This is a genomic window from Peribacillus sp. YIM B13482, from assembly GCF_042787975.1.
GTDB classification, from domain to species: Bacteria; Bacillota; Bacilli; order Bacillales; family DSM-1321; genus Peribacillus; species Peribacillus simplex_A.
The window spans coordinates 1-21,800 of the sequence record NZ_JBHZPF010000068.1 but is presented as its reverse complement, the minus strand read 5'-3'; the positions used below and the strand labels follow the sequence as shown (position 1 = coordinate 21,800).

The window sequence follows — 21,800 nt, the reverse complement described above, 5'->3', positions numbered from 1 at the left end:
GTGGTGTCTTACTCATATCTTACTGAGGAGCCCTATTTTTTTCAAAGCTGAAAAATAACGCTCTACAGGAATGCTAAACCAGCTAATAGGAAGTCAATATCTTTCTCTAAAATAAAAAACAACGTATGGTGAGTTCGCTCAAAGGGGGATCATCACACACAAAATGTCCATTGACGAAGCAAGACATGGTTATCCCATGATATAATTATCATAGAAAACCGCTTACAGAAATGAAATTAAAAATCAGAAAATTCATTCTCTTGAGGAGACGATGAAAGTTGACAGTGGACAATAAAAATTCAATAAGTAAAGAACAAACTATTTTTAATCATATTGGAAATAAAATCAAAATGGAAGATAGAGAAATTAATATAATTGCTAAATTAGAAGAACCTCTTCTGGTGGTTTTAGGAAATGTATTGAGTGACGAAGAATGTGATGAACTTATTAGACTGTCAAAAGACAAAATGCATCGTTCTAAAATTGGAGTTACACCCGAAGTAAATGAGATAAGAACTAGTAGTAGTATGTTTTTTCAAGAAAATGAAAATGACATCATTTCCAAAATTGAAAAAAGAATATCGTCTATCATGAATATACCCATTGAACATGGGGATGGTATTCAAATTCTTAAATATATTCCAGGTCAAGAGTATAAAGCTCATTTTGATTTTTTTACATCTGCAAGTAAAGCAACAAAAAACAATAGAATCAGCACAATCGTCATGTACTTAAATGATGTAGAGCATGGGGGAGAAACTTTTTTTCCTAAACTGAATTTTTCAGTATCACCTCAAAAAGGAATGGCTGTGTATTTTGAATATTTCTATAACGATCAAAACCTTAACGACCTGACTTTACATGGTGGAGCTCCAGTTATTACTGGAGAAAAATGGGTTGCAACACAATGGATGAGAAGGAAAAAATAGTCTCCAAATGTCAGATGTTCAATTTTTTAAAATGATAGATGTAATTCACTTCCTGCTCCTACATAACTGTCTCCTTCAAACCTTTATATCTGTATTAATGCATGAAGAATGAAGTTTGAGAAAAAACAGAAAATAGACATCTTTTTTTCTCATCGAGTTCCTTAATGAACTAATACACCTATTAGTTCATAAGGGATTTTCCTGATAAAATATGGCCACAAGGTGAAATCAAATAAATGACCAATAGCCTAATTAAGACTTGTCCATGGACCTTTCAAAACTTCGTCTTACCTCTTCTGCTATTAAATGCTTTAATGCATCTCTAAGTAAGCTCCATCCAGTGAAATGTTTGTTTGGCAATCCGGATATCCAAGTTCTTGAATTAGGAATACAGCTTAAGATTTAACTTTTTAGTGTCCAAAATATTGACTCAAATCCAGTTACCCCTTAAAAAAGTTGATTGATTTAGTGTTAACAATCCAACATTGATCCTCCATGATCGTGTCATTCCGCCGTAGCCGTTAATTATTTTTTCTTATTCGTCAGATCATCGATATTCTTATCCCCTTCATCCTTGATATCGTCATAAACCTGATTTCCACTATTAGTGACTTCGTCATACAAACGCCTCCCGGTATTACGAGCATAATCCCATGCGAAATTCTTACGATCAGTAATCTGTTTCCAGACCTCACCGTGAGGGATAGCATTTCCATATTTAATTTCTAGATACTTAAGGGCTGCTAGCAGATTATAATATTCTTTGTTCACTAGAATTTGCATATCTGTTTCTGTATTATTAATAACTCCCTGCTTCTGTTCTTTTTGTGTATTTGCCTGTCCTTCTCCTTTTTCTTTCCACATCGTCCACTCGCCTTGTAATTTGGCATACGCTTTATTGAGATAATTCTTTAGTGATTCGTCATTATCTACAGAAGTGAACTCTCCACCACCAGATGTAGCAACTTGTCGAAGCAATTTCTGTCCTTCGTTATCCACATTAAAGCCAATAATATTTACAACTGTTTTCACTTTGGATTGGTTGAGTTCTTTGGCAATCTGCACTGGATTACCTCCACATGTTTCAATTCCATCACTAACTACATATACGACCGAATCGGTTGTCTCCGGATTAATATCTTGTTTTACAGATTTCAGAGCATTTGCAATTGGCGTCCATCCGGCTGGTTTTATATCTTGAAGTACCGTTTTTATTTGATTTGTCTGCTCGCCTTGACCATGAAAGATTTCTTCTGTACTGTTACAGGATACTTTTTTATCTTTATGACTTCCTGTTCCTTTATGTCCATAAACCCGCAAAGATACCTCTGCATTTTTTGGTAATTTATCTAAGAAGATTTGAATAGCTTCTTTGGCAGAGTCCATTTTTGATTTGCCATTGATCTGCGCTTTCATGCTGCCACTGGCATCAAGTAGGATCGAAATGTGTAACTTCTTACTTGTGGGTAATGTGATTTTACCATTAGGTCGCTCATTATTCACTTTAACTTCTGTTTCAAAATTATTGAAAGTGGTCACATAAGGTCGATAATCTTCAGCCAATAGGAGGAGGAGTTCTTCCTTATATTGATCAGCTGTCAAATCACTTGATAATTGATCCAGAGCTTCCTGAACCTTCTGTTCATCATAGTTAGAACCAGCATAACGTCCTGGAGGTTTCATTAATATTTGTTCATCTGTTAAGGAAGTCTGATGTTTACTTTGATCTGAATCTGATGGGTCCTGAATGTTTGAAATATTCTTTTCCGGTTCATTACTTTGATTTGAATGTGATGGATTCTGGGTTTTTGAAGTATTCTTTTCCGGTTCATTAATACAACCAGCAAGGAATAAGGCTAACGTTACCAATATTAAGATAGACCTTCGAATCATCAACTCGCCTCCGATTAATAATCTTCTTATATAATCAAATTATTATCTACCAAGCCAAAGTTCATTTGATAACCACGGCTTCTGAGAATATACATGTTAATCAGGCTGATACGAGCAGACTAAATTTGCCGATTTCCATTCGTATTGAAGCTTCAATTCGTTTCCTCTGCGGTTGACGACCATAATGAATGGCTCCGCTTTGGGCTCGTGCAATATAACCCGAATATCGTTTCCTTCTTTCTCGTATTCCCCGAACCATATTTGGGTAAAATTTCCCGTAGTTTCATGAACGGATAAAGGTTCCCTATGGGTAGTAGGTTCCTACAACTGTACTTTTCATAAATAACCCCCTTCACTGCATATTAATCTCATTGAGCAAAGAAGTAATTAAATATTATGGTTGCGATTATGAAAACCTCTATATTGGAAATATGGTGCAGTGTATTGTTGGCGTAACTTTTATGAGCGATTATGGTATTGCATAACCCGATATAAACGACCACACCCTCGCGCCGAAACGCGTTGGCAGCCCGCTCTCCAGCAGCTCCAGCCTGCCATAGCATATGCTCCTCAGTGTCGCCATCATCTTGGAGCGCACACATTCCTTCACCTGGAAAGCGTAGGTCCTTCCTCTCTCCACATCCGTGCCACCTTGTCACCAGGTATTACATAGGTTAAGTGTGTTATGGGTTGAATAACGAGTTCAAAGGCAACATAAGTTTGTGATATCAAAGCTTTCCTATAAATACAACTACGTCTTTACATGCATGGGGTATTTTTCCTTAAGCCCTTCTACTCTTTCAAATAATTTGGTTTGCTGTTCTTCTCTAGGTTTAGATGCGCCCACTCTTATAATTGATCAAGTTCAGCAAGAATACTTGGTAAATCTTGCTCTTCATCAACACCTGACGAAAAAAGATCTACCTAGGATGGCAGTATCCAAAATTCTTTGAAAAAGGATTCCGTAGCAACTGAAAGAAAGAAGTGTTTTTCAAAATCGTTTTGTGGATCAAGGATCATTACACTAATAGCCATCTGTTATTCAACTTCGAAGACCGCACTGAAAGCTACTGTTTTGATTTAACGGTATTGTCTCGATCAATAACGCCTAAAGTTATTCTTTGATTTCATTAATGAGCCACTGTCTACCTTCTTCTCCTTTAAGAATTATAGGGTGTTCTGGAGTACCTATATTAACACTTTTAATGAAAGCCTCCTCTAGTCCTCGAATCCCCCCTAACTTAGCCCCCTTTAGTAATACCCCTTCAAACGTAGATAATCTTACATCAGCATTCAGTAATGACGCTTCACGAAAATCTGCCTCATCAAAAAGACCACCTACTAAATTTGCGTTTGATAAATCAGCCTTAACAAAAACTGTCTCAATGCATTCACTATCAGCAAATCTTGAGGCTTTAATATTCGCATTTGTAAAATCTACATATGAAACGTTAGACTTACAAAAATCTGAACCTTCTAAATTAGCGAATTTAAAAGTTGATGAACATAATAAAGATGAAGACATATCTTTAAGATTTAAGTTCATACCATCAAAAAGACAAGCTGTAAGGTATGCTTGATCTAACGGATATTTTGATAAATCTAAATTTCGGAAGTCTATTTCATCTAAGCCGAGTTTTTCACCTTTCTTACCAATGGTCTCTATCCAAAGGCGGTGTGATTCGAGTTGAACAATAATTTCCTCAACATTTAATATTGTCATGCCCTGCATACCCTCCTAAACTATGGATACCAAATAATTCTATCAGCTATTCCTGCTTCTTTTATTGCCTCTTTTAACTGATCAATATGTTCAGGAATTAGTTTTCTCGTATCCACTATTACATTGTAGTTTTTATCAAGTTCCTTATTGATCCCTTTCATTCCATTATTTACTGTAAAGGCTCCCTTTTTCGGTGATGTATGCCCATTTGGATAAGATTGAAAGCTTTTAACATCCCATTTTACACCATTAGTAGTGTCAATAAATTCTGCTCCACCATCAGCCTGAGGATCTCGAATTATTCTACCTAGTTTGCCCTGTTTCTCCAATTCCAAGCCTATCTCTCTTTCTTTCACACCCTGATCTCTAATTTTACCTCCATGTGAAGGATCACCTGCTAAATTATCCAATTCCTTTTGATTTCTACCACCAGTATACTCCGTTCCCTCATCAGCTTTTTCCTTATTCGGCGTATCGTCATCCGGCTTCTTGGGATCGTCCGTATGCTTGCCAGGGCTTTCGCCGTCACTTTTCGGAGGTTTCGGTTTAATCGGAACGTCGACATCCGGCTTCTGGGAACCAAGCTTATCCAAAAGCTTGCGCACATAGCGGTGCCCTTTCTTCCCAACCCATCTTAGTGCACTGCCGAACGGAATTCGGCTTAGTACAATGCCGAGAGCGACGGAAAACGCATTTTCGGGAGTCAGCAGCTTCTTCGGATCGCGGATATAACCGGCAGTCTCATGTCCGCTCCCGGCGATTCCCGCCCCCGTCATCGCGATGCCAAAAGCCGGCCAGAATCCGACGAACAGCAATGACAAGGCAAGGGCACCAAGCACTATCGCCCCTTGTTCATACCAATCCAACCCATCCCACCAATTTTGCAGCGAATCGAACATGCAGGCGAAACATGCCGTTTCCCCACCGCCCGCATGAGCCCCGATGCCTGCGAACAGACCGGCCACAAGCAGAATCATCGCGAGTCCGGTTAGCGCCTGGTAAAGAGCCTTTACCCGAGCCTGGACAGGCTCCTGTCTACCGGCGGCTTCTTCATTTCCATAAAGTAAATGATATCCAAGCTCCCTGCGCTCCCGGTAAAAGCCTAGCCAATATATGAATTTCCCCCGGTCCAGACAAAAAGAGCGGATCATATTCCACAGCTCGGTAAACGGATTAAGAAGCGGCTCGTTCGGCAGCAACGGAAGGTAGTTCCGTATTTTGTTCAGCGACCAGTAATCGGCAATGAGCGATGCGGCAAGCATCAGCAGGAAGGCCGGCTGAGTTTTATAACCGCTGCCGGTCCACTCATGAAGCCGGAACACCCAACCCGGCAGCTTGTGTTGGCCGTTATAAGCCGCGTGATCCAAGATGGACCACAGCAAAAGGATTGCCGGGAACAGAAAAACCCATTTCGTCAGTCTTGTTCGCAGCCGATAAGCAATTCCGCACGCAAGTGTGATCATGGCTGTATGTACGGGATGACCGACGGTCATTATCGTCGGGAACAGACTTTCTTCGAAACGCCCGGGAAACAGTGAGAATATATCCCAATGGATCGTTTCGCCGCCCAGCATTGTAAAGCTATAGCCAAACTTTTTCTCAAGAATGCCGGAACTTAGCCACCTTCGGGAAAGCTCCTCCATCAGTTGGAAGCCGACACCGGTTGCCGCCCCGATGAGCGTGAAATCGCTTAAACTCAAGGCGGAAGCTCGACGTGAGAAAAACAGAAATATACCTAGCGGAAGGAGCTTCCACAATTCTTCGAAAATTGGCGTGATAACGGCAATGGACCAAGTGTCGGAAGTTTTTCCGCCGAAAAACGCATGGAGAGCATTGACCGTAAGCGTCGTGAACGGTACGACAAGGAATACACCTAACAGAACGAACAGAACAACTTGCTTCCACGGCATCGTTTTGCTTCGGCACAGAAACCAAAATTGCAGCAGCACATAAAACGACCACAAATATTGAATCATCATGGTACGCGATACTTTAACGAAAAACAAGCTCAACACAAACGCAAGCAAAGACAGCCAGGAAAAAATCGCATACGCCGTTTTAATAAACGGATACTTCGCAATCCATGATTGGCAAATTCGATAGATGGCCTCAAGGAAATCCCGAATTCCGGTTCGAATGGACCAGAGCGTATTCACTACGGTCGCCTCCTTTGTAAGCCGACCTCGTGCGATCGGGACGTCTCCCTTGACGACGGTCCGGCCATGAGTAAATAAATGAATTCATGAAAACGATGGTCACCGATCGATCGGAGGTTTATAGAGTAATACCCGCAACAAGTACTTACCTATTTCTCGCGGGATACTAGTAATATAGACATTTTTATAAAATGTGGAAAAGGCGCTGGTCGCAAATCTGGGTATTTTTGCACGAAGCCCAGAAAAGGTAAAATTGCTGCTATTGAAAGGAGAAAAATGCCGATTGCCGCATTAAGAAGAAAGCATCCTTCAAATCGCCTTCAAAATAATGGGACCGCGAAAATAAATAAAAATATCGTGCCCGTTGCAAGTATAAATCCAATCAGACTTGTAATCACAAGCCATCTTTCCCTTCAAATAATTTGGTAGATGGTCGTACAACATCATTTCAATCAGTTTGCATAGGATTTGACATGAAAAATCTCCTTCTTTCCTCACCTCTTATTTATTTGATTAACCTATATTTTTATATTCGAAATTACTAAAAAGATACCTCTAAATTGAGTTTTATTAACAAACCTGTTCTTTATCTTAATAAAATGTTTTAAAAGCATCTAAATTGCACATACATTTATTCAACTAAATGAATCGTCTACACTTATCTGGACAGAAGTTTTAAGGGCAGATACACTTAACTCACTACGATAAGGGAGCACTCAAAATGACCAAGCGAAAACGCCGTACGTTCACTTCTGAATTTAAACAACAGATCATTGAACACTACCAAAACGGAACAAAGATAAATACTCTGTATCAGCAATGTGTGGCGTCCTGGAGCTTTCACGGAGCACCTAATACTACGAAGCAAATGCCATTTTAGAAATTTTTGATAAAAATCGAAAGGCGTACGGAACACGTAAGATTAAGGTTGAATAAAAGAAAAGAGGCATTACGGTCTCCAGAAGGCGAATTGGCCGTATCATGAAAGAACAGGGGCTTGTTTTCTCTTTTATAGTTGCTCAGTCTAAACCGCAAAAGACCTCATGCAACGAATCAGGCGAGGCTAACGAATTAAATCGGGAATTTCTACAAGAAGAAGAGAAAAAATAGTGGTCAGTGATTTAAGATTTGTCAAAGTCAAAAATAAATGGCATTACATGATAAACAAAAAAGGGTCCGCATTTCTCTACATAATGAATGCTGACCCTAGTTTTTAAAGAAGATCCTCTGAATGAGAGTCCTTCTTTAAAGCATTTTATTGATTCTTCTCATAAAGTCTTCCATAACGGTGTATAATTTCCCCTTAGCTTCCTTCATCGAGCTTCCTTGAACACCGAAATAAAATTTAATTTTAGGTTCTGTTCCGGAAGGTCGTAAACATACCCATGTGCCATCATCAAGAAAGTATTTTAATACGTTGGATTTTGGGAGCTTGATGGCCTCTTCCCTATTTGACGCAAACATGTATTTTTTCCTGCTGAGATAATCCTCTTGAACCACTACTTGATGACCACAGATTTGCTCTGGTGGATTTTCACGGAATTCATTGAGGATCGCTTGAATTTGTCTGGCACCTTCAATTCCTTTTAAAGTTAACGATCGTAAATCTTCCAAGTAATAGCCATATTTCTCAAAAACATGCAGTAAACCTTCGTACATCGTTTTGCCTTGCTTTTTGTAATAGGCACAAACTTCCACTGCCAGAATAGTCGCCTGTATGGCATCCTTATCTCGAGCAAAGTCTTTGATTAGATATCCATAGCTTTCTTCATAGCCAAACAGGAAAGAATGTTCTCCACTTGTGTGGTATTCATGGATCTTTTCAGCAATGAATTTAAATCCAGTTAAAACATCTACCGTTTTCAAACCATTTTGATCAGAAATCGCGCGTCCTATTTCTGAAGTCACAATGGTCTTTAATACCACTCCATTTTCTGGAAGAGTCCCTTTCTTTTGTTTTTGTGAAATTAAATAATCCAAAAAGAGAGCGCCTGTTTGGTTTCCTGTTAATGCGACATAATCTCCAGCATTATTTTTCACGCTAATTCCGAGCCTATCCGCATCTGGATCGGTGGCAATCAATAAATCAGCGTCGACACGTTTTCCAAGCGCGATGGCCAATTCAAAAGCAGCATGTTCCTCTGGATTAGGCGATTTAACAGTAGGAAAGTTAGCATCGGGCATTTCCTGTTCTTTAACAATATGGACATTTCGATATCCTAGATCATGCAAAGCACGTTTTACTGATTTATTGGCTGTACCATGAAGCGGTGTAAACACGAGCTTTACATCGATTTCATTTGCTAACTTTGGATCTTCCGGAATAGTGAGCAAATGCTCATTATAAGCAGTATCCAGCTCTTCCCCAATGATTTGAATGAGCCCTCTGTCTTTTAGGATTTCTTCTTCCTCCACTACAATGGAAAGCTCACTTTCAATCGTGTTCACGTAATTAATGACTTGATCCGCCGCTACAGGAGGTAGCTGTGCACCGTCTGATCCGTAAACTTTATACCCATTATATTCAGGCGGATTATGGCTTGCTGTAATGACGATACCGGCAAATGCACTCAGCTTACGTACGGAAAAAGAGAGCTGTGGGGTAGGGCGTAATTCATCAAATAAATAAGCTTTAATTCCCTTTGTTGCCAAAGTCTTGGCTGCTTCCAATGCAAATTCTGGAGACTTATGTCTTGAATCGTAAGCAATTACGACTCCTCTGGATTTTGCCTCGTTTCCAAACGATTGAATATACTCAGCAAGTCCTACTGTCGCTTTTCGCACAGTATAAATGTTCATCCTATTCGTACCTGGACCAATTTCCCCTCGCATACCACCCGTCCCGAAGTCCAAATTTTTATAAAAGGCGTCTTCAAGTGCTATCTCATCATCCTTCATTTCTTCAAGCATTAAACGCATTTCATTATCTAAATTTCTGTAACTTGTCCAAATAGTATATAAAGACTTCCACTCCATGAAAAAACAGCTCCTTCCAGCCTGTATATTTTTCTTTTCTCTTTGACCTTAGTACACATTGTAGGCGATCAATGAGTATGAAATCTAAAAGCCATCGTTCCTAAAGCACCCATTACGATATCATTTTTAGCTTTCTCAAGTAGTTCCTTATCCTGCAACGGAGTTGTAGAATCGCCAAATATCGTACCTTTCAAAGTAGGTTGATTCATTCATATTCCCAACCAGCACTTTGGAAAGAGCGTCATTTATTCTTCATTACTTCTTTGAAAGAAGAGCGAAAATACGGCTTGTTTCGAAAAAATTCAATTGCGAAATCTTGAATAATTACAAATTTCTTTTTTGATATCGGGATCCATATCTTTTGGCAGCTGATTGATTGGAAAGAATTGTACAGCACTTCCTTCATTACCATCAGGTTTCAAAGTTCCTTCGATAATTTCATTTGTTGTATAAAAAGCGTTAACAGAATAGAATTGATCTCCATTTGGTAAGTGAATAAAATAGTTTACGCCTGATAAAACTTTTAGAAATTGTAATCCACCAATCGTTAAACCTGTTTCTTCTTTTACTTCACGCAATGCTGTTTCCTCTAATGATTCTCCTAACTCCATAAGTCCCCCTGGTAATCCCCATACTTTTGTATCTGTTCGATATTGTAATAAAATCTGCCCAAGTGGATTAAATACTAATACTTTTGCCCCTGTTAAAATGACTGGCCTTTTTCCCACAAGCTTGCGTAAATCTTCAATATAGCCCATGTCATTCCCCTTTCTACCTAAATGATAACTATTGGGTATCCTGCTTGTTTTTTCGTAACTGTTTTTAAGTTTTCCTTACTTGATTTATTTTTTCTGTTCCTTTTTCGTTTTCGTTTTCGTTTTCGTTTTCGCTTTCTGTTCCTTTTCCTTTTTCGTTTTCGTTTTCGTTTTCGTTTTCGTTTTCGCTTTCTGTTCCTTTTCCTTTTTCGTTTTCTTTTCCGTTTTCTGTTCCTTTTCCGTCTTCGTTTTCGTTTTCGTTTTCGTTTCGGCTTCCGTTTTCGTTTCCGTTGTATTAACGAGAGAATATAATCTTTGTTGCTCAATAATTTGTTTATTGACATCAAATTTTTCTTCAATGACTTTCCGTGCTCTTTCCGTATAGGCGTTCCAAATCTCTGGATGATCTATAAAGAATTGTATGCCTTTCGCTAACTCAATATCATTTTTTTCTGGAGCTAGGTATCCTGTTCTCAGGTGTTCAATTAATTCAGGGATTCCCGCATGTTGAGTGGAAACGACAGGTAAACCGCTAGCCATTGCTTCTTTTAAGGCATTAGGAATGCCTTCGATATCACCAGTTTTAGCAGTCTGACTTGCAAGGCAAAAGATATGAGCTTTTTTCAATTCGTCCGAAACTTGTTTTGAATCCATAGCTCCTCTAAGAATCACAGCATCTTTAAGGTTAAATTCTGTAATGACCGATTTAATTTTATCCTCATCTTCACCTGCTCCAATAATATGCAGTCTAGCATTTGGATATTGTGTATAAATCCGTTTAAATGCTTTTATAAGAGTAATAAATCCTTTTTTGTCTACAAGTCTACCTACAGATAAAACTCTTATTTCGCCTTCTTTAGGTAGAGTGGGGGTAGAATAGGCGAAAAGATCCAATTCGATACCACCATATAACACATGAATTTTATCGTCCGGAATTCCTAAACTTCTTAATCCTTGTGCAAGATATTGGCAAACAGGAAAAAAGTGTGCACCCTGTTTAATTAATGATGAATATCGCTGAGCATTTTTTTCGAAAATTTCTGGTCTGTCAGAACCATCGCGCCCTCTAATGCTAACAATCAATGGGATATTATATTTTTCACATACAGGCAAAATTTCTTGTCCATGTTTTCCGTGATGAGCATGAATGGCTATGATTTCTTGTTCTTTGAAGAAATTTTCTAGATCTTTAATCTTGTTTAAATTATAGTAGTTTTCAAAGGGGAATTCTGTATGGTTGGTATCGTCGAATGGGCCGATTACGATTGAGCGATAGCTACTTATTTTTACGATTTGATTATATATAAAACGTTGGTGTGTTTTAATGTTTTCACTTACAAAATAAGCAATAGTTTTCATTCAGCCTCAGTCCCTTTAACAAGAAATTCATATTTGCTCTTCTCGCGTCCTGCTAAAACTAATAGCTCTTGATAATTGCCTAATTTTTTTATTTTTCCTTGTTCTTCAATTTGTTTCACTTGCTTGTGAAATTCATGAGGGAACATGGAATCAGCTTTATAAATGTCTTTGTATGGTAGGTCTTCAGAACAAACTTTAAGGTAGTTTTCAAACAGAGGATTTAATTTGAATAGAAGATCTTTTGCAGAATTACGTGTAAGGGACGTCATGAGAAAATCTGACAAATTATACTCCTTAAGAACTTCCAATGGAGTTTTCATATTTTTAGGGTTCAAATTACTTTCTCCTTTTATTAACTAACATATTTTTAATTATTCTTTTTGCTTGCATGTAATTTACCTATTTACCTATCTCTTTTTATTTGATTTTAGGCTTTTACTCATTAAATTTTTAATTATATTGATCTGCTGCCATGTACACTTCAAATCTACTAATATCGAATCTTTCTCCATCAATCGTTTTCCCCATAGACATTCTATAATTTTCATCATTTCATTAATGGCATCTGTTATTTGACCTTTCATCACCAACTCCAGGATTTATTTTTTCTAAAGTGTCAATGACAGCTAAATTTGACGGTGGATCATTTGATGGTTTTAAACGTTATTGAAACTTCACCTATGCCGAATTATATTTCCTCAAGGCCTGACGCCATTACCTCATCTTTTGTTATCATTATCAAGTCGAGGTGATTGAAATTTTTTAATTTACTGACTGAAGCAGAGATTCCATCATTATTTTTTATCCACTAATATAAATTCACTACTTCTTTTTCCTTATTTATTGTACTTATTGTACCAATTTACAAAATGAGTTAAACCTTCTTCTATTCTTGTTGAAGGATAGAACCCCACATCAGCATGCAAATCGGCAATATCTGCATATGTCTCCTTAACATCTCCCGGTTGCATTGGTAAGTACTCTATTTTTGCCTTTTTGCCAATTAGTTTCTCTAATGTGTTAATGAAATCCATTAATTTTACGGGCTTATTGTTACCGATATTATAAATTTTGTATGGGGCATAACTTGAACTTGAATCAGGATTAGCTCTATCCCATCCAATATTACAAACCGGTGGTTTATCAAGTAATCGGATTATTCCTTCAACAATATCATCAATATAAGTAAAGTCTCTTCTCATATCCCCATTATTAAAAACCTTTATTGTATTCTCTTCAATAATATTTTTAGTAAAAGAGTAATAAGCCATATCAGGTCTCCCCCATGGACCATACACCGTAAAGAAACGGAGTCCAGTGGTTGGAATATTATATAAATGACTATAAGTATGAGCCATTAATTCATTAGACTTTTTAGTGGCAGCATATAAACTTACTGGATGATCCACTTGGTCTTTGGTTGAGAAGGGGATATTAATATTTGCTCCATATACAGAACTTGAGGATGCATAAATTAAGTGCTTTACATTATTTTGTCGACAGACCTCTAAGATATTTACAAACCCAACTAGGTTGGAATTAACATAAGAATCCGGGTTGTCTATGCTATAACGTACTCCAGCCTGAGCTGCTAAGTTGATGACTATATCAATGGTTCTGTCTTTAAATAATTGATTTAATTTTTCTTTATCCAACAAATCCATTTTATGGAATTCGAAATCAGGGTTTTCTTCTAATATCTTGAGTCGATTGTTCTTTAAAGAAACATCATAATAATCATTAATATTGTCTACTCCTATAACATTGATATCTTGGGCTAACAGACGTTTTGTTAAATGGAAACCAATGAAACCTGCAGCCCCTGTTACTATAATGTTCATAGTATTGATTTCAATCCTTTCTATATAATTGGATTTTGACACCTTTCTGGAACACTGAGTAAGCATCCGTATTTATATATATTGATACTTTCGATCCTTTACAATAACAGAACAGTGTTCATTATGACGGATATAAAGAGGGGGCAAACTCAAAATCTTCATGGGGGAGAGACTTACGTTTTATTCGTAATCCACCAATGACATGATATCCTTTTTCGCTTTAAGCCTTATGAGTTTTCCACTCTTATACCCGCTGTGAACTAGCACCTACGAATGAAGTTTAAGCTAAAACGTTCTCGGAAACCGTTGAATGCAAAATCACCATAGGTTTTGATATGCTCATTTTTTGTGATAACTAAAACTTCAACAATTAGGAGTAATACCTTTTTAATTTTTTCGTTAGGATTCAGTTACATAAGCGTATTTTCATTTTCATCTAATGGGATTGGTGTTTTTGTCCATTCAGCATACGTACCAGGGTCTATCGCCTTCACTTGTTTTAGAAAAGAATCTAAAAAATTTATTTCTCGCAGGTCTTTAAATAACTCGAGAGGTCTTTTTTGTTCACGTGAAAACGAGTACACATGGTCGACTAATTTAAAACCATTCCTGGTTATAATAATATGCCGTAATGGGGCATCAATTTGCTTAAAACCTGATTTTTCCATTGTTTTTAATATATAGAGTAAACGTTTTGTTATGTCCTCAGAAAGTACAGATTGTTTTTTAAGAAACGTATTTAAATCTGGTCCTAATAGATATTCCATTAAAATATAATTTGGTCCTGTTTCAAAGACTTTCGGGATAAAAGGCAAGTCTTGACTTGATAAAAGAACCATTTTTTCCTGATTTGCATGTTCAGTTTTTCCGTAAAGTTTTACGCATGTGTCTTCAGACACTCGATAAACAGCACCTTGATGCCCTTTTCCAATGAGTGTTTGTGTTATAGCGCTATCCACTTTTACACCATTCCCTGACCCTCCTGAGAGGACGGGAATGTTTCTAAAGTCCAAACTATTTTGATTGAAATAATCCTCCCACTCATTGAAGGTGTCCGGTTCGAGCTTTTTCACTTGGGCTAAGAACGAGTCCTTTAAAAGGATTATTTTTAAATCTCTTAATAATTTTAATGGTACAGGATGCATTCTTTTAAAGGAATTTACATGGTCAATCACCTTAAGTTCCTCATTACCAACGACAAAAATATGGCGTAGGGGAGCATCTATCATGGTGAATTTTGCTTGTTTTAATTCCCTTAATATATAGAGAAGTTTCTTTACTATAGAATCAGGGATATACGTATAATTTCTCAGGTAATCTTTTAAGGTTGGAGCATTAAAATATTCCATGACTATATAGTTTGGTCCTGTATCATATACCAAAGGCATAAAGGGTAGATTTTTTCCAGCATTAAGAGCTTCATCCTCCATTTTCGCTTGTACCGGGTCTGAATAGATTTTTACACATTTATCTTCTGAAAGTTTAAATACTGCACCTTGAGCACCCATTCCAATCAGCGAATAGGTTGTGGGATTATGAATTTCCAAAGATTTTTCACCTTTGGTTACAGTAATGGTTTTAAAATTCTCCATGATCTCCTCCTAACTGCTCATCCATCGACTTCTGTTGAAACTGTTGAATTTTATTAAGGGATTTTTTAACTTTTTCGGATTTTTGAGCCTTATTTTTTTTTTACGAGATGCTATTGTTTCCTCATTACCTTTAGTCTTTTGTTGAATCTTTGCTTTTTTGTCTTTTTTATTAGATGCTACATGTTTATCTTTGACTTTATCTTTAGTCTGCTGCTGAAGCTGTCGAAGCCGTGGAAGCTGTTGAAGCTGTTGAAGCTGCTGAAACTGTGGAAGCTGTTGAAGCTGTTGCATATAAATAAGGGCTTTTCTGGCTAAACCGGCTTTTTTTCTAGGCGCTATTGTTTCGCCATCATACTTATCTTGCTGTTGAGGCTTTGTAGTCTCCTTAAGGGTTTTTTTATCAATTTGGCGAGGTGTTACTGAATTTTGTTTACTTACTTTATAAGGGGCTAAAAGTTCATCATAAAATTCAGCTTGTTGTTGAAGCTGTTGGACGAGGTTAAAGTTTTGTTCGACTTTTTGACGAGCCGATACTGTATATATTTCCCATATTTCTCTGTTAGTTAGCATAAATTCAAGAGCATCTGCCAGTTCATCTACATTATTTTCTTGTACTAAAACACCCTCTTTGTTATTTGTTATTAATTCAGGGATGCCGGCATGATTGGTCGAAATCACTGGTACCCCAATCGCCATAGCTTCTTTTAATGTATTAGGTATACCTTCTACATCTCCATCGGCGGCTTCTAGGCTCGCGGCGCAAAATAAATCTGCATTGGTCAATTGTTCTCGTACTTGATCTTTAGGTAGATGATTTAATAAACGAAAAGAGTCTCCTAAATTAAGTTGATTTGCCAAAGAAATGAGATATTCTTCAAGCTCTCCTCTTCCGATGATCGTCAGGGTTGCATTTGGAAATTCACCTTTGATTTTTTGAAAAGCTTGCATTAAGATGTGATGTCCTTTTTTTTCCACCAACCTACCGATGGATAAAATGTTTTGAGAGCCCCCTTTATGTGGAGTCCGGTATTTGAATTCGTTAAGGTCAACGCCACCATATAACACTCTAATTTTTTCTGATGGACAACCCCAAGCAATTAACCTATCTGCTAAATACTGACAAACTGGAAAAAAACGCTCACCTCGATCAAATAGCATTTTCATGTTATCTAGATAGTCAATGGGCTGATTAGCTAGGGTTGCATCCCTGCCTCGAATACTTGTTACCAACGGAAGGTTTGTTCCTTCTTTAAAAGGAAGTAATAACATCCCTAATTGACCATGGTGAGCATGTAAGAGGGAGATATCATTTCTTTTCACATATTCTTTTGGTGAGAAAATTTCATTGAGATAATGAACTTTCTCATTCAAAAGGGAAAGATCTATCATATATTTAGGTTGTCGTACCAAATGAATATAATCATAATCAGGAACTTCTCGAATCTGTGGGATATATTGGGTCGGATCAACTCTTAAATTCAAATGCATAACTGTGTGCAAATAAATGTTCTCCTTTCTAGCATAGTAAGCAAATTTCCTGGACCTTTTCAAGTATATTATGCAGGACTCTATAAGTACGCATGGACTAATAACATACAGTAAAGCTAAATGGCAGTGAGTATGCGTTTACTTAATATAAAGGTGAGTTAAGTAAGTGCTATGACACAAGAGTATTTGCAAACAATGATACTAATATAACATGCTAATAATTGACGTTTTTCTATGGTTCTAATGGTCGATGAAGATTTTTCTTTTATTTAAAGAAATATAAAAAAAGCACCCAAGAACTATATCAAAGGTGCTGCATTGCCAGTTTGCCCGCCTATAGAATAACAACTCCCTCTTTGAATGGTTAAGTTAACCTAATATATGGCTTTAAAAAATCATGTTCTCGTTAATAAAGTGTTAGAAAAAGTTTCGTTTTATGTCATACCAATAACAATTGCTGGCCTTCCTATTGGATAATATTCAATTTTCTTGCAAGCTCTGATTCGATTTTCTTCAAGACAATTTCTACCATCAAAAACAATCGGTTGTTTCATTGTGTTCATCAATGTCTCCAGATCTAAATGTCTAAACTCATTCCATTCGGTAACAATAAATACAGCATCCGCATCCACTGTCGCTTCGCGAACTGAGCTGGCAAATCTAATTGTATCCCCTAATATGTTCTTCGCATTATCTATTGCAACCGGATCATAAGCTACCACTTCTGCTCCAAGTTTGGTTAATGAACGCGCAATTTTTATTGATGGCGCTTCCCTCATATCGTCTGTCTCTGGCTTGAAAGCAAGACCAAGCATTGCAACCTTTTTCCCTTTTAAATCCCCCAAGCGATTTATCGCTTTCGTTACAAGGAGTTCCTGCTGATAATCATTAATCGCTACTGTTTCTTTTAACAGGGAAAAATGTACTCCATTTAACTTGGCAGTATGAAGCAACGCTTTAACATCCTTTGGAAAACAAGATCCTCCATAACCAATACCGGGCTGTAAAAAAGCTTCTCCAATCCTCTTATCTTTTCCCATTCCCTTTGCTACATCTTTAACATCTGCACCTACTACTCCGCATAAATTGGCAACTTCATTGATAAAGCTAATCTTAGTCGCCAAAAAGGCATTAGAAGCATACTTAATCATTTCCGCACTTCTAATACTTGTTAATATAAATGGTACATTTAACGGACGATACATTTCTTGTACTTTCTTAGCCGCCTCGTCATTTTCAGAACCGATGATGATTCGATCTGCTTGCATCGTATCCATAACAGCTGACCCTTGTCTTAAAAATTCAGGATTTGAAACCATATTAAAGGTGATCCTTTTGTTACAAAGTTCTTCCATAATTTTTTTAATAAAATCATTCGTACCAACTGGCACAGTACTCTTTATAACGACTACTGAACTCTGTACTAGGTTCGCAGCAATATCCTTCGCGGCTTGCACAATATACGATAAATCTGCTCCCCCATCCTCCATTTGCGGTGTTCCTACGGCAATGATGATAATCTCGGCACCATTTAGCGCTTCTCGATGAGATGTTGTAAATAGCAGTCTACCCGCTGCAGCATTTTGAGCAAGCAAATTCTCCAGACCCGGTTCATATATTGGAGAAATCCCATGACGTAGACTTTTAATTTTCTTTTCATCTGTATCGATACAAATGACACTATGCCCTATTTCTGACAAACAAACACCAGTGGAAAGCCCGACATATCCTGTACCCAAAACAGCTATTTTCATATTATTCAAGCTCTCTCTTTATAATCTGAAGGTTTTCTTTCTTATTTACATCCCTTAAATAGGAAAGTACCTCGTCTCTTATATCATCCCTGCGCAAAGCAAAGTCTATTGTTGCCTTAATAAATCCAACTTTATCACCAATATCATATCGGTTTCCCTCAAAATTATATGCTAATACTGCCTGCTGCTTATTTAGCTCATTTATGGCATCAGTAAGTTGTAATTCATTACCATGTCCAACCGGAAGCATTGAAATTGTTTCAAAAATCTCAGGTCTAAAAACATAACGCCCCATTATCGCATATCTGGAAGGAGCCTCTTCCCTTTTCGGTTTTTCCACCAAAGAATCAATATGAAAAAGGTTAGGCTCAATCATTGTCCCTTTTGGCTTAATAATTCCATATTTACTGACATCCTTTTCCGGTACATTCTGAACAGCTACGACGGAACTGTTGCAATACTCAAAAACACTGATGATTTGTTTCAGACAAGGTGTTTCAGACATAACGATGTCATCCCCTAACAAAACAGCAAAAGGTTCATTTCCAATGAAGCTTTTAGCACAGAGAATTGCATGTCCTAGCCCCATCGGTTCCTTTTGGCGGACATAATAGATATTTGCCAAACTAGATATTTTCTGAACTTCCTCTAAAATATCGAGCTGATTTTTTCTTAAAAGTGCATCTTCCAACTCATAGGATTTATCAAAATGATCCTCTATTGATCTTTTTCCTCTACCGATTATGATAATAATTTCCTCTATACCCGAAGCTACTGCTTCTTCAACAATATATTGAATCGTTGGTTTATCAACAATCGGCAGCATTTCCTTAGCCTGAGCTTTTGTTGCAGGCAAAAATCGGGTTCCGAGGCCTGCGGCCGGAATAATAGCCTTTCGGATTTTCATAAACTGCCTCCCTTTTGTCATTCATTAATCCTTTATATGCAATAGGACAACTTTCGGTCTAGTTAGAAGCCCAATTAGTCCTTTTTTATTTAACAGGGACTAGTAGGCTATACATGTAAGAATCCCAATCTGGCTGTGGACGAGCCGCGCAACCTGTCGGTTACGTGCCAAATTAAAAACTCCATTACACTTTTTATGCAATGGAGTTACCTTGGTTTTCGTGTAATGGTCGATAAACGGTTTGATAAACTACTGTGTGAGCTTTTTGGCGGTTCAGTAGCCTAAACGATTTCCTTTTTTTCTTTCTTTGAAAAACTCCAGCTGTCAGAAATGAGAGCAACAATTTCTTTGATTAAAATAATGGGTATCGCAGATCCCGTTTTTAGTGACGAATAATTTATAAGGTTTTTTTTCATAAATACATTTCCGTTCCCTTTTATATCAAAATATATGATGGACTGTATTCATGATTTTGAGGGGGAAATTTTTACTGATAAATTCTTAATCTAATATTTGAGAAGACAATAAAAAAGGGAGGTTTATTAACCCTCTCCATTTTTAATTAGATTGTTATCAGGCGTGATTAATAAGAGTATGATCTATGTTGAAATGGATATTGTTTAGGCATTTTATTAACTAGCTCCTAAAGCAGCAACTCTTCTCATCCTTGTTGAGGTTTAAGGCAACACTACTACTTTCTCCGTACATGAAGAGCAAAACTTGGCATATTGGATACATTTCTAATGAATCATTCCACTCCATTTGCCACCATCGGCTGGGTCCCTTGGGCGCCATCGACGCATAGGTTTCGAATTCTGCAGGAAAACTCCCTACACCAACTACTTCGATATATTTGAAGTTGGTTTCTAAACCCTTTGAAGAGGCTCAAATAATTAGGGATGCACATTTGTCGAACAGGAGTGGGGAATACTGTGAAACCGGCCTCCGTATCGGGGACCTTGCTCCGACTAACCACGCAACAGATCCTGGAACTCAAAGGCAAACAAAACAAGATCTCCGGGTCAAGGAAGGCAAAACAGAAAAAATCCGCGATATGTATATCGCGAATTGCTTTCAGGAGGTCTGTTGCTATGCCAAAAACGTCCAGAGTCCCTACTATTTATTCCCGTCCAGAAAGGTAGGCCTAACTCAGGCCTACAGGCAGTTAAATTAGGCCGCAGAGTTTGCTGGCGTGTAGTATGTCAGAAATCATACCTTATGAAAGACATTTGGCTATTGGTTTTACAAAGCCACGAAGGATATTACCATGCTGCAACAGATCCTGCATCATTCCTATCCTTCTGTCACCCTACGCTACATGGGTATTACCGAAGAAGAAACAAACAATATACTAAAAACATTTAGTGTTTTCATTATTAAAAAATAAAAATGACGCATTCAAAACGTTCGTACAATGTAAGTTCTTGAAACTAGTTCGTAGTTTACGAACGTTAAAAATGGCTGTCTCAGGAAAAAACGCCACCGTTCGCGAACGTGTATTTTTATGAACGGGAGTAAATTTCGAAAATTTTATAGTCTAAGAATTCCAACCTAAAAAGTCGAACTCCTTTACGTGAACTGACCCCATAAAGTTAGACAGGTTATCTCGTTAGGCAGCTTGTTAGTCATGAGCTCTGTATTGTATACCGGGCTCATCCCTTTTAATTTTGCCTTGATTCGTTTGTGATTATAGTATTCTATATATTTTGCTAGTTCTTGTTTAAAGTGTTCCACACTTTAAAATTCTTTTAGATAAAGAAGTTCCAATTTCATGATACCAAAGAAATTTTCCATAACAGATTTTATCGTAACAATTCCCTTTGCGAGACATACTTTGCGTAATGCCACGTTCCGGCATTACGGTATTGTTTCATTTGATAATGCCAGCCTTGATCGGAATGAATAAGGAGAGTATCGTCGTCTGTTAAACGTTCAAAAGCTTGATCTAACATCGTTGAAATGAGTGAGTAGGTTGGTCTTGAACCGATTGTATACGTAATGATTTCTCCATTAAATAAGTCCAATATCGGATAAATATAGCTTTTCTCCAAATAATTTAAACTCTGTAATATCCGTAACCCATTTCTCATTTGGTTTTTCAGCTTTGAAATTGCGATCTAAAATATTTAGTGCAATCTTGCCCACAGTTCCTTTGTAAGAACGATATTTTTTCAGACGGACAAGACATTTTAGCCCTAGTTCTTTCATGATACTCTGTACCTTTTTGTGGTTTACTAGGTGTCCGCGATTTCTAAGTTCATCACGAATACGACGGTAACCAAACCGCCCTTCATGTTCATCGAAAACAGATTTAATCAATACTTTCAGTTCTGCATCTGGATCAGGACGACCGAAGTTTTTCACCCAATAGTAATACGTGCTACGCGGAATGTCTGCGAGCTGTATAAGTGCTTTCACCGGGAATGC

General features: G+C 37.5%; 15 protein-coding genes and 2 pseudogenes. 2 read left to right on the top strand and 15 right to left on the bottom strand.

Annotation, left to right across the window (positions count from 1 at the left end):
- Positions 1-350: 350 nt before the first annotated feature.
- Entirely contained in the window at positions 351-929 is a 579-nt protein-coding gene (locus tag ACFX4L_RS22520; protein WP_375166292.1) for a 2OG-Fe(II) oxygenase, read from the top strand.
- A gap of 525 nt (positions 930-1,454) precedes the next feature.
- Here ACFX4L_RS22520 and ACFX4L_RS22515 read toward each other — a convergent pair.
- The 4 genes from ACFX4L_RS22515 to ACFX4L_RS22500 form a co-directional block, all read right to left on the bottom strand.
- Positions 1,455-2,822 carry a vWA domain-containing protein gene (locus tag ACFX4L_RS22515; protein ID WP_289320319.1) on the bottom strand — a complete coding sequence of 456 codons (1,368 nt, stop codon included), beginning with the start codon at positions 2,820-2,822 and terminating at the stop codon, positions 1,455-1,457.
- Positions 2,823-3,190: 368 nt separating this feature from the next.
- The gene (locus tag ACFX4L_RS22510) at positions 3,191-3,424 is read right to left on the bottom strand and encodes a hypothetical protein (RefSeq protein ID WP_377384079.1); all 234 of its coding nucleotides are present in this window, start codon (positions 3,422-3,424) and stop codon (positions 3,191-3,193) included.
- A gap of 512 nt (positions 3,425-3,936) precedes the next feature.
- Entirely contained in the window at positions 3,937-4,545 is a 609-nt protein-coding gene (locus tag ACFX4L_RS22505; RefSeq protein ID WP_061463334.1) for a pentapeptide repeat-containing protein, read from the bottom strand.
- Positions 4,546-4,565: 20 nt separating this feature from the next.
- Entirely contained in the window at positions 4,566-6,701 is a 2,136-nt protein-coding gene (locus ACFX4L_RS22500) for a PrsW family glutamic-type intramembrane protease (protein WP_377384081.1), read from the bottom strand.
- Between the two features lie 786 nt (positions 6,702-7,487).
- Here ACFX4L_RS22500 and ACFX4L_RS22495 point away from each other — a divergent pair.
- Positions 7,488-7,861 (top strand): annotated as a pseudogene (locus ACFX4L_RS22495) (IS3 family transposase); the annotation flags it as partial.
- A gap of 85 nt (positions 7,862-7,946) precedes the next feature.
- On the opposite strand, the gene ACFX4L_RS22490 reads toward ACFX4L_RS22495, so the two are convergent.
- The 11 genes and pseudogenes from ACFX4L_RS22490 to ACFX4L_RS22440 all read right to left on the bottom strand — a co-directional run.
- Entirely contained in the window at positions 7,947-9,677 is a 1,731-nt protein-coding gene (locus ACFX4L_RS22490; RefSeq protein ID WP_377384084.1) for a phospho-sugar mutase, read from the bottom strand.
- A gap of 68 nt (positions 9,678-9,745) precedes the next feature.
- Entirely contained in the window at positions 9,746-9,886 is a 141-nt protein-coding gene (locus ACFX4L_RS22485) for a hypothetical protein (RefSeq protein ID WP_377406254.1), read from the bottom strand.
- 93 nt (positions 9,887-9,979) lie between these two features.
- Positions 9,980-10,435, bottom strand: a complete 456-nt coding sequence (locus tag ACFX4L_RS22480; protein ID WP_061463336.1) for an NUDIX hydrolase — start codon at positions 10,433-10,435, stop codon at positions 9,980-9,982.
- An 84-nt stretch (positions 10,436-10,519) separates the two neighbouring features.
- Positions 10,520-11,791: a glycosyltransferase gene (locus tag ACFX4L_RS22475; RefSeq protein WP_377406251.1), complete on the bottom strand. Its 1,272-nt coding sequence runs from the start codon at positions 11,789-11,791 to the stop codon at positions 10,520-10,522.
- Positions 11,788-12,126 carry a hypothetical protein gene (locus tag ACFX4L_RS22470; RefSeq protein ID WP_377384089.1) on the bottom strand — a complete coding sequence of 113 codons (339 nt, stop codon included), beginning with the start codon at positions 12,124-12,126 and terminating at the stop codon, positions 11,788-11,790. The genes ACFX4L_RS22475 and ACFX4L_RS22470 overlap by 4 nt, the downstream gene beginning before the upstream one ends.
- 501 nt (positions 12,127-12,627) lie before the next feature.
- Positions 12,628-13,632, bottom strand: coding sequence for an NAD-dependent epimerase (locus ACFX4L_RS22465; RefSeq protein ID WP_377384091.1), 1,005 nt, complete (start codon positions 13,630-13,632; stop codon positions 12,628-12,630).
- A gap of 410 nt (positions 13,633-14,042) precedes the next feature.
- On the bottom strand, positions 14,043-15,224 hold the full coding sequence (locus tag ACFX4L_RS22460) for a hypothetical protein (RefSeq protein WP_377384093.1): 1,182 nt from the start codon (positions 15,222-15,224) through the stop codon (positions 14,043-14,045).
- 9 nt (positions 15,225-15,233) lie between these two features.
- Positions 15,234-16,724: a glycosyltransferase gene (locus ACFX4L_RS22455; RefSeq protein WP_377406249.1), complete on the bottom strand. Its 1,491-nt coding sequence runs from the start codon at positions 16,722-16,724 to the stop codon at positions 15,234-15,236.
- Positions 16,725-17,146: 422 nt separating this feature from the next.
- The gene (locus ACFX4L_RS22450) at positions 17,147-18,466 is read right to left on the bottom strand and encodes a UDP-glucose dehydrogenase family protein (RefSeq protein WP_377384099.1); all 1,320 of its coding nucleotides are present in this window, start codon (positions 18,464-18,466) and stop codon (positions 17,147-17,149) included.
- A gap of 1 nt (position 18,467) precedes the next feature.
- Positions 18,468-19,373: a UTP--glucose-1-phosphate uridylyltransferase GalU gene (gene galU, locus ACFX4L_RS22445; protein WP_377384102.1), complete on the bottom strand. Its 906-nt coding sequence runs from the start codon at positions 19,371-19,373 to the stop codon at positions 18,468-18,470.
- Positions 19,374-20,994: 1,621 nt separating this feature from the next.
- Positions 20,995-21,800: pseudogene (locus tag ACFX4L_RS22440) on the bottom strand (IS3 family transposase); the annotation flags it as partial.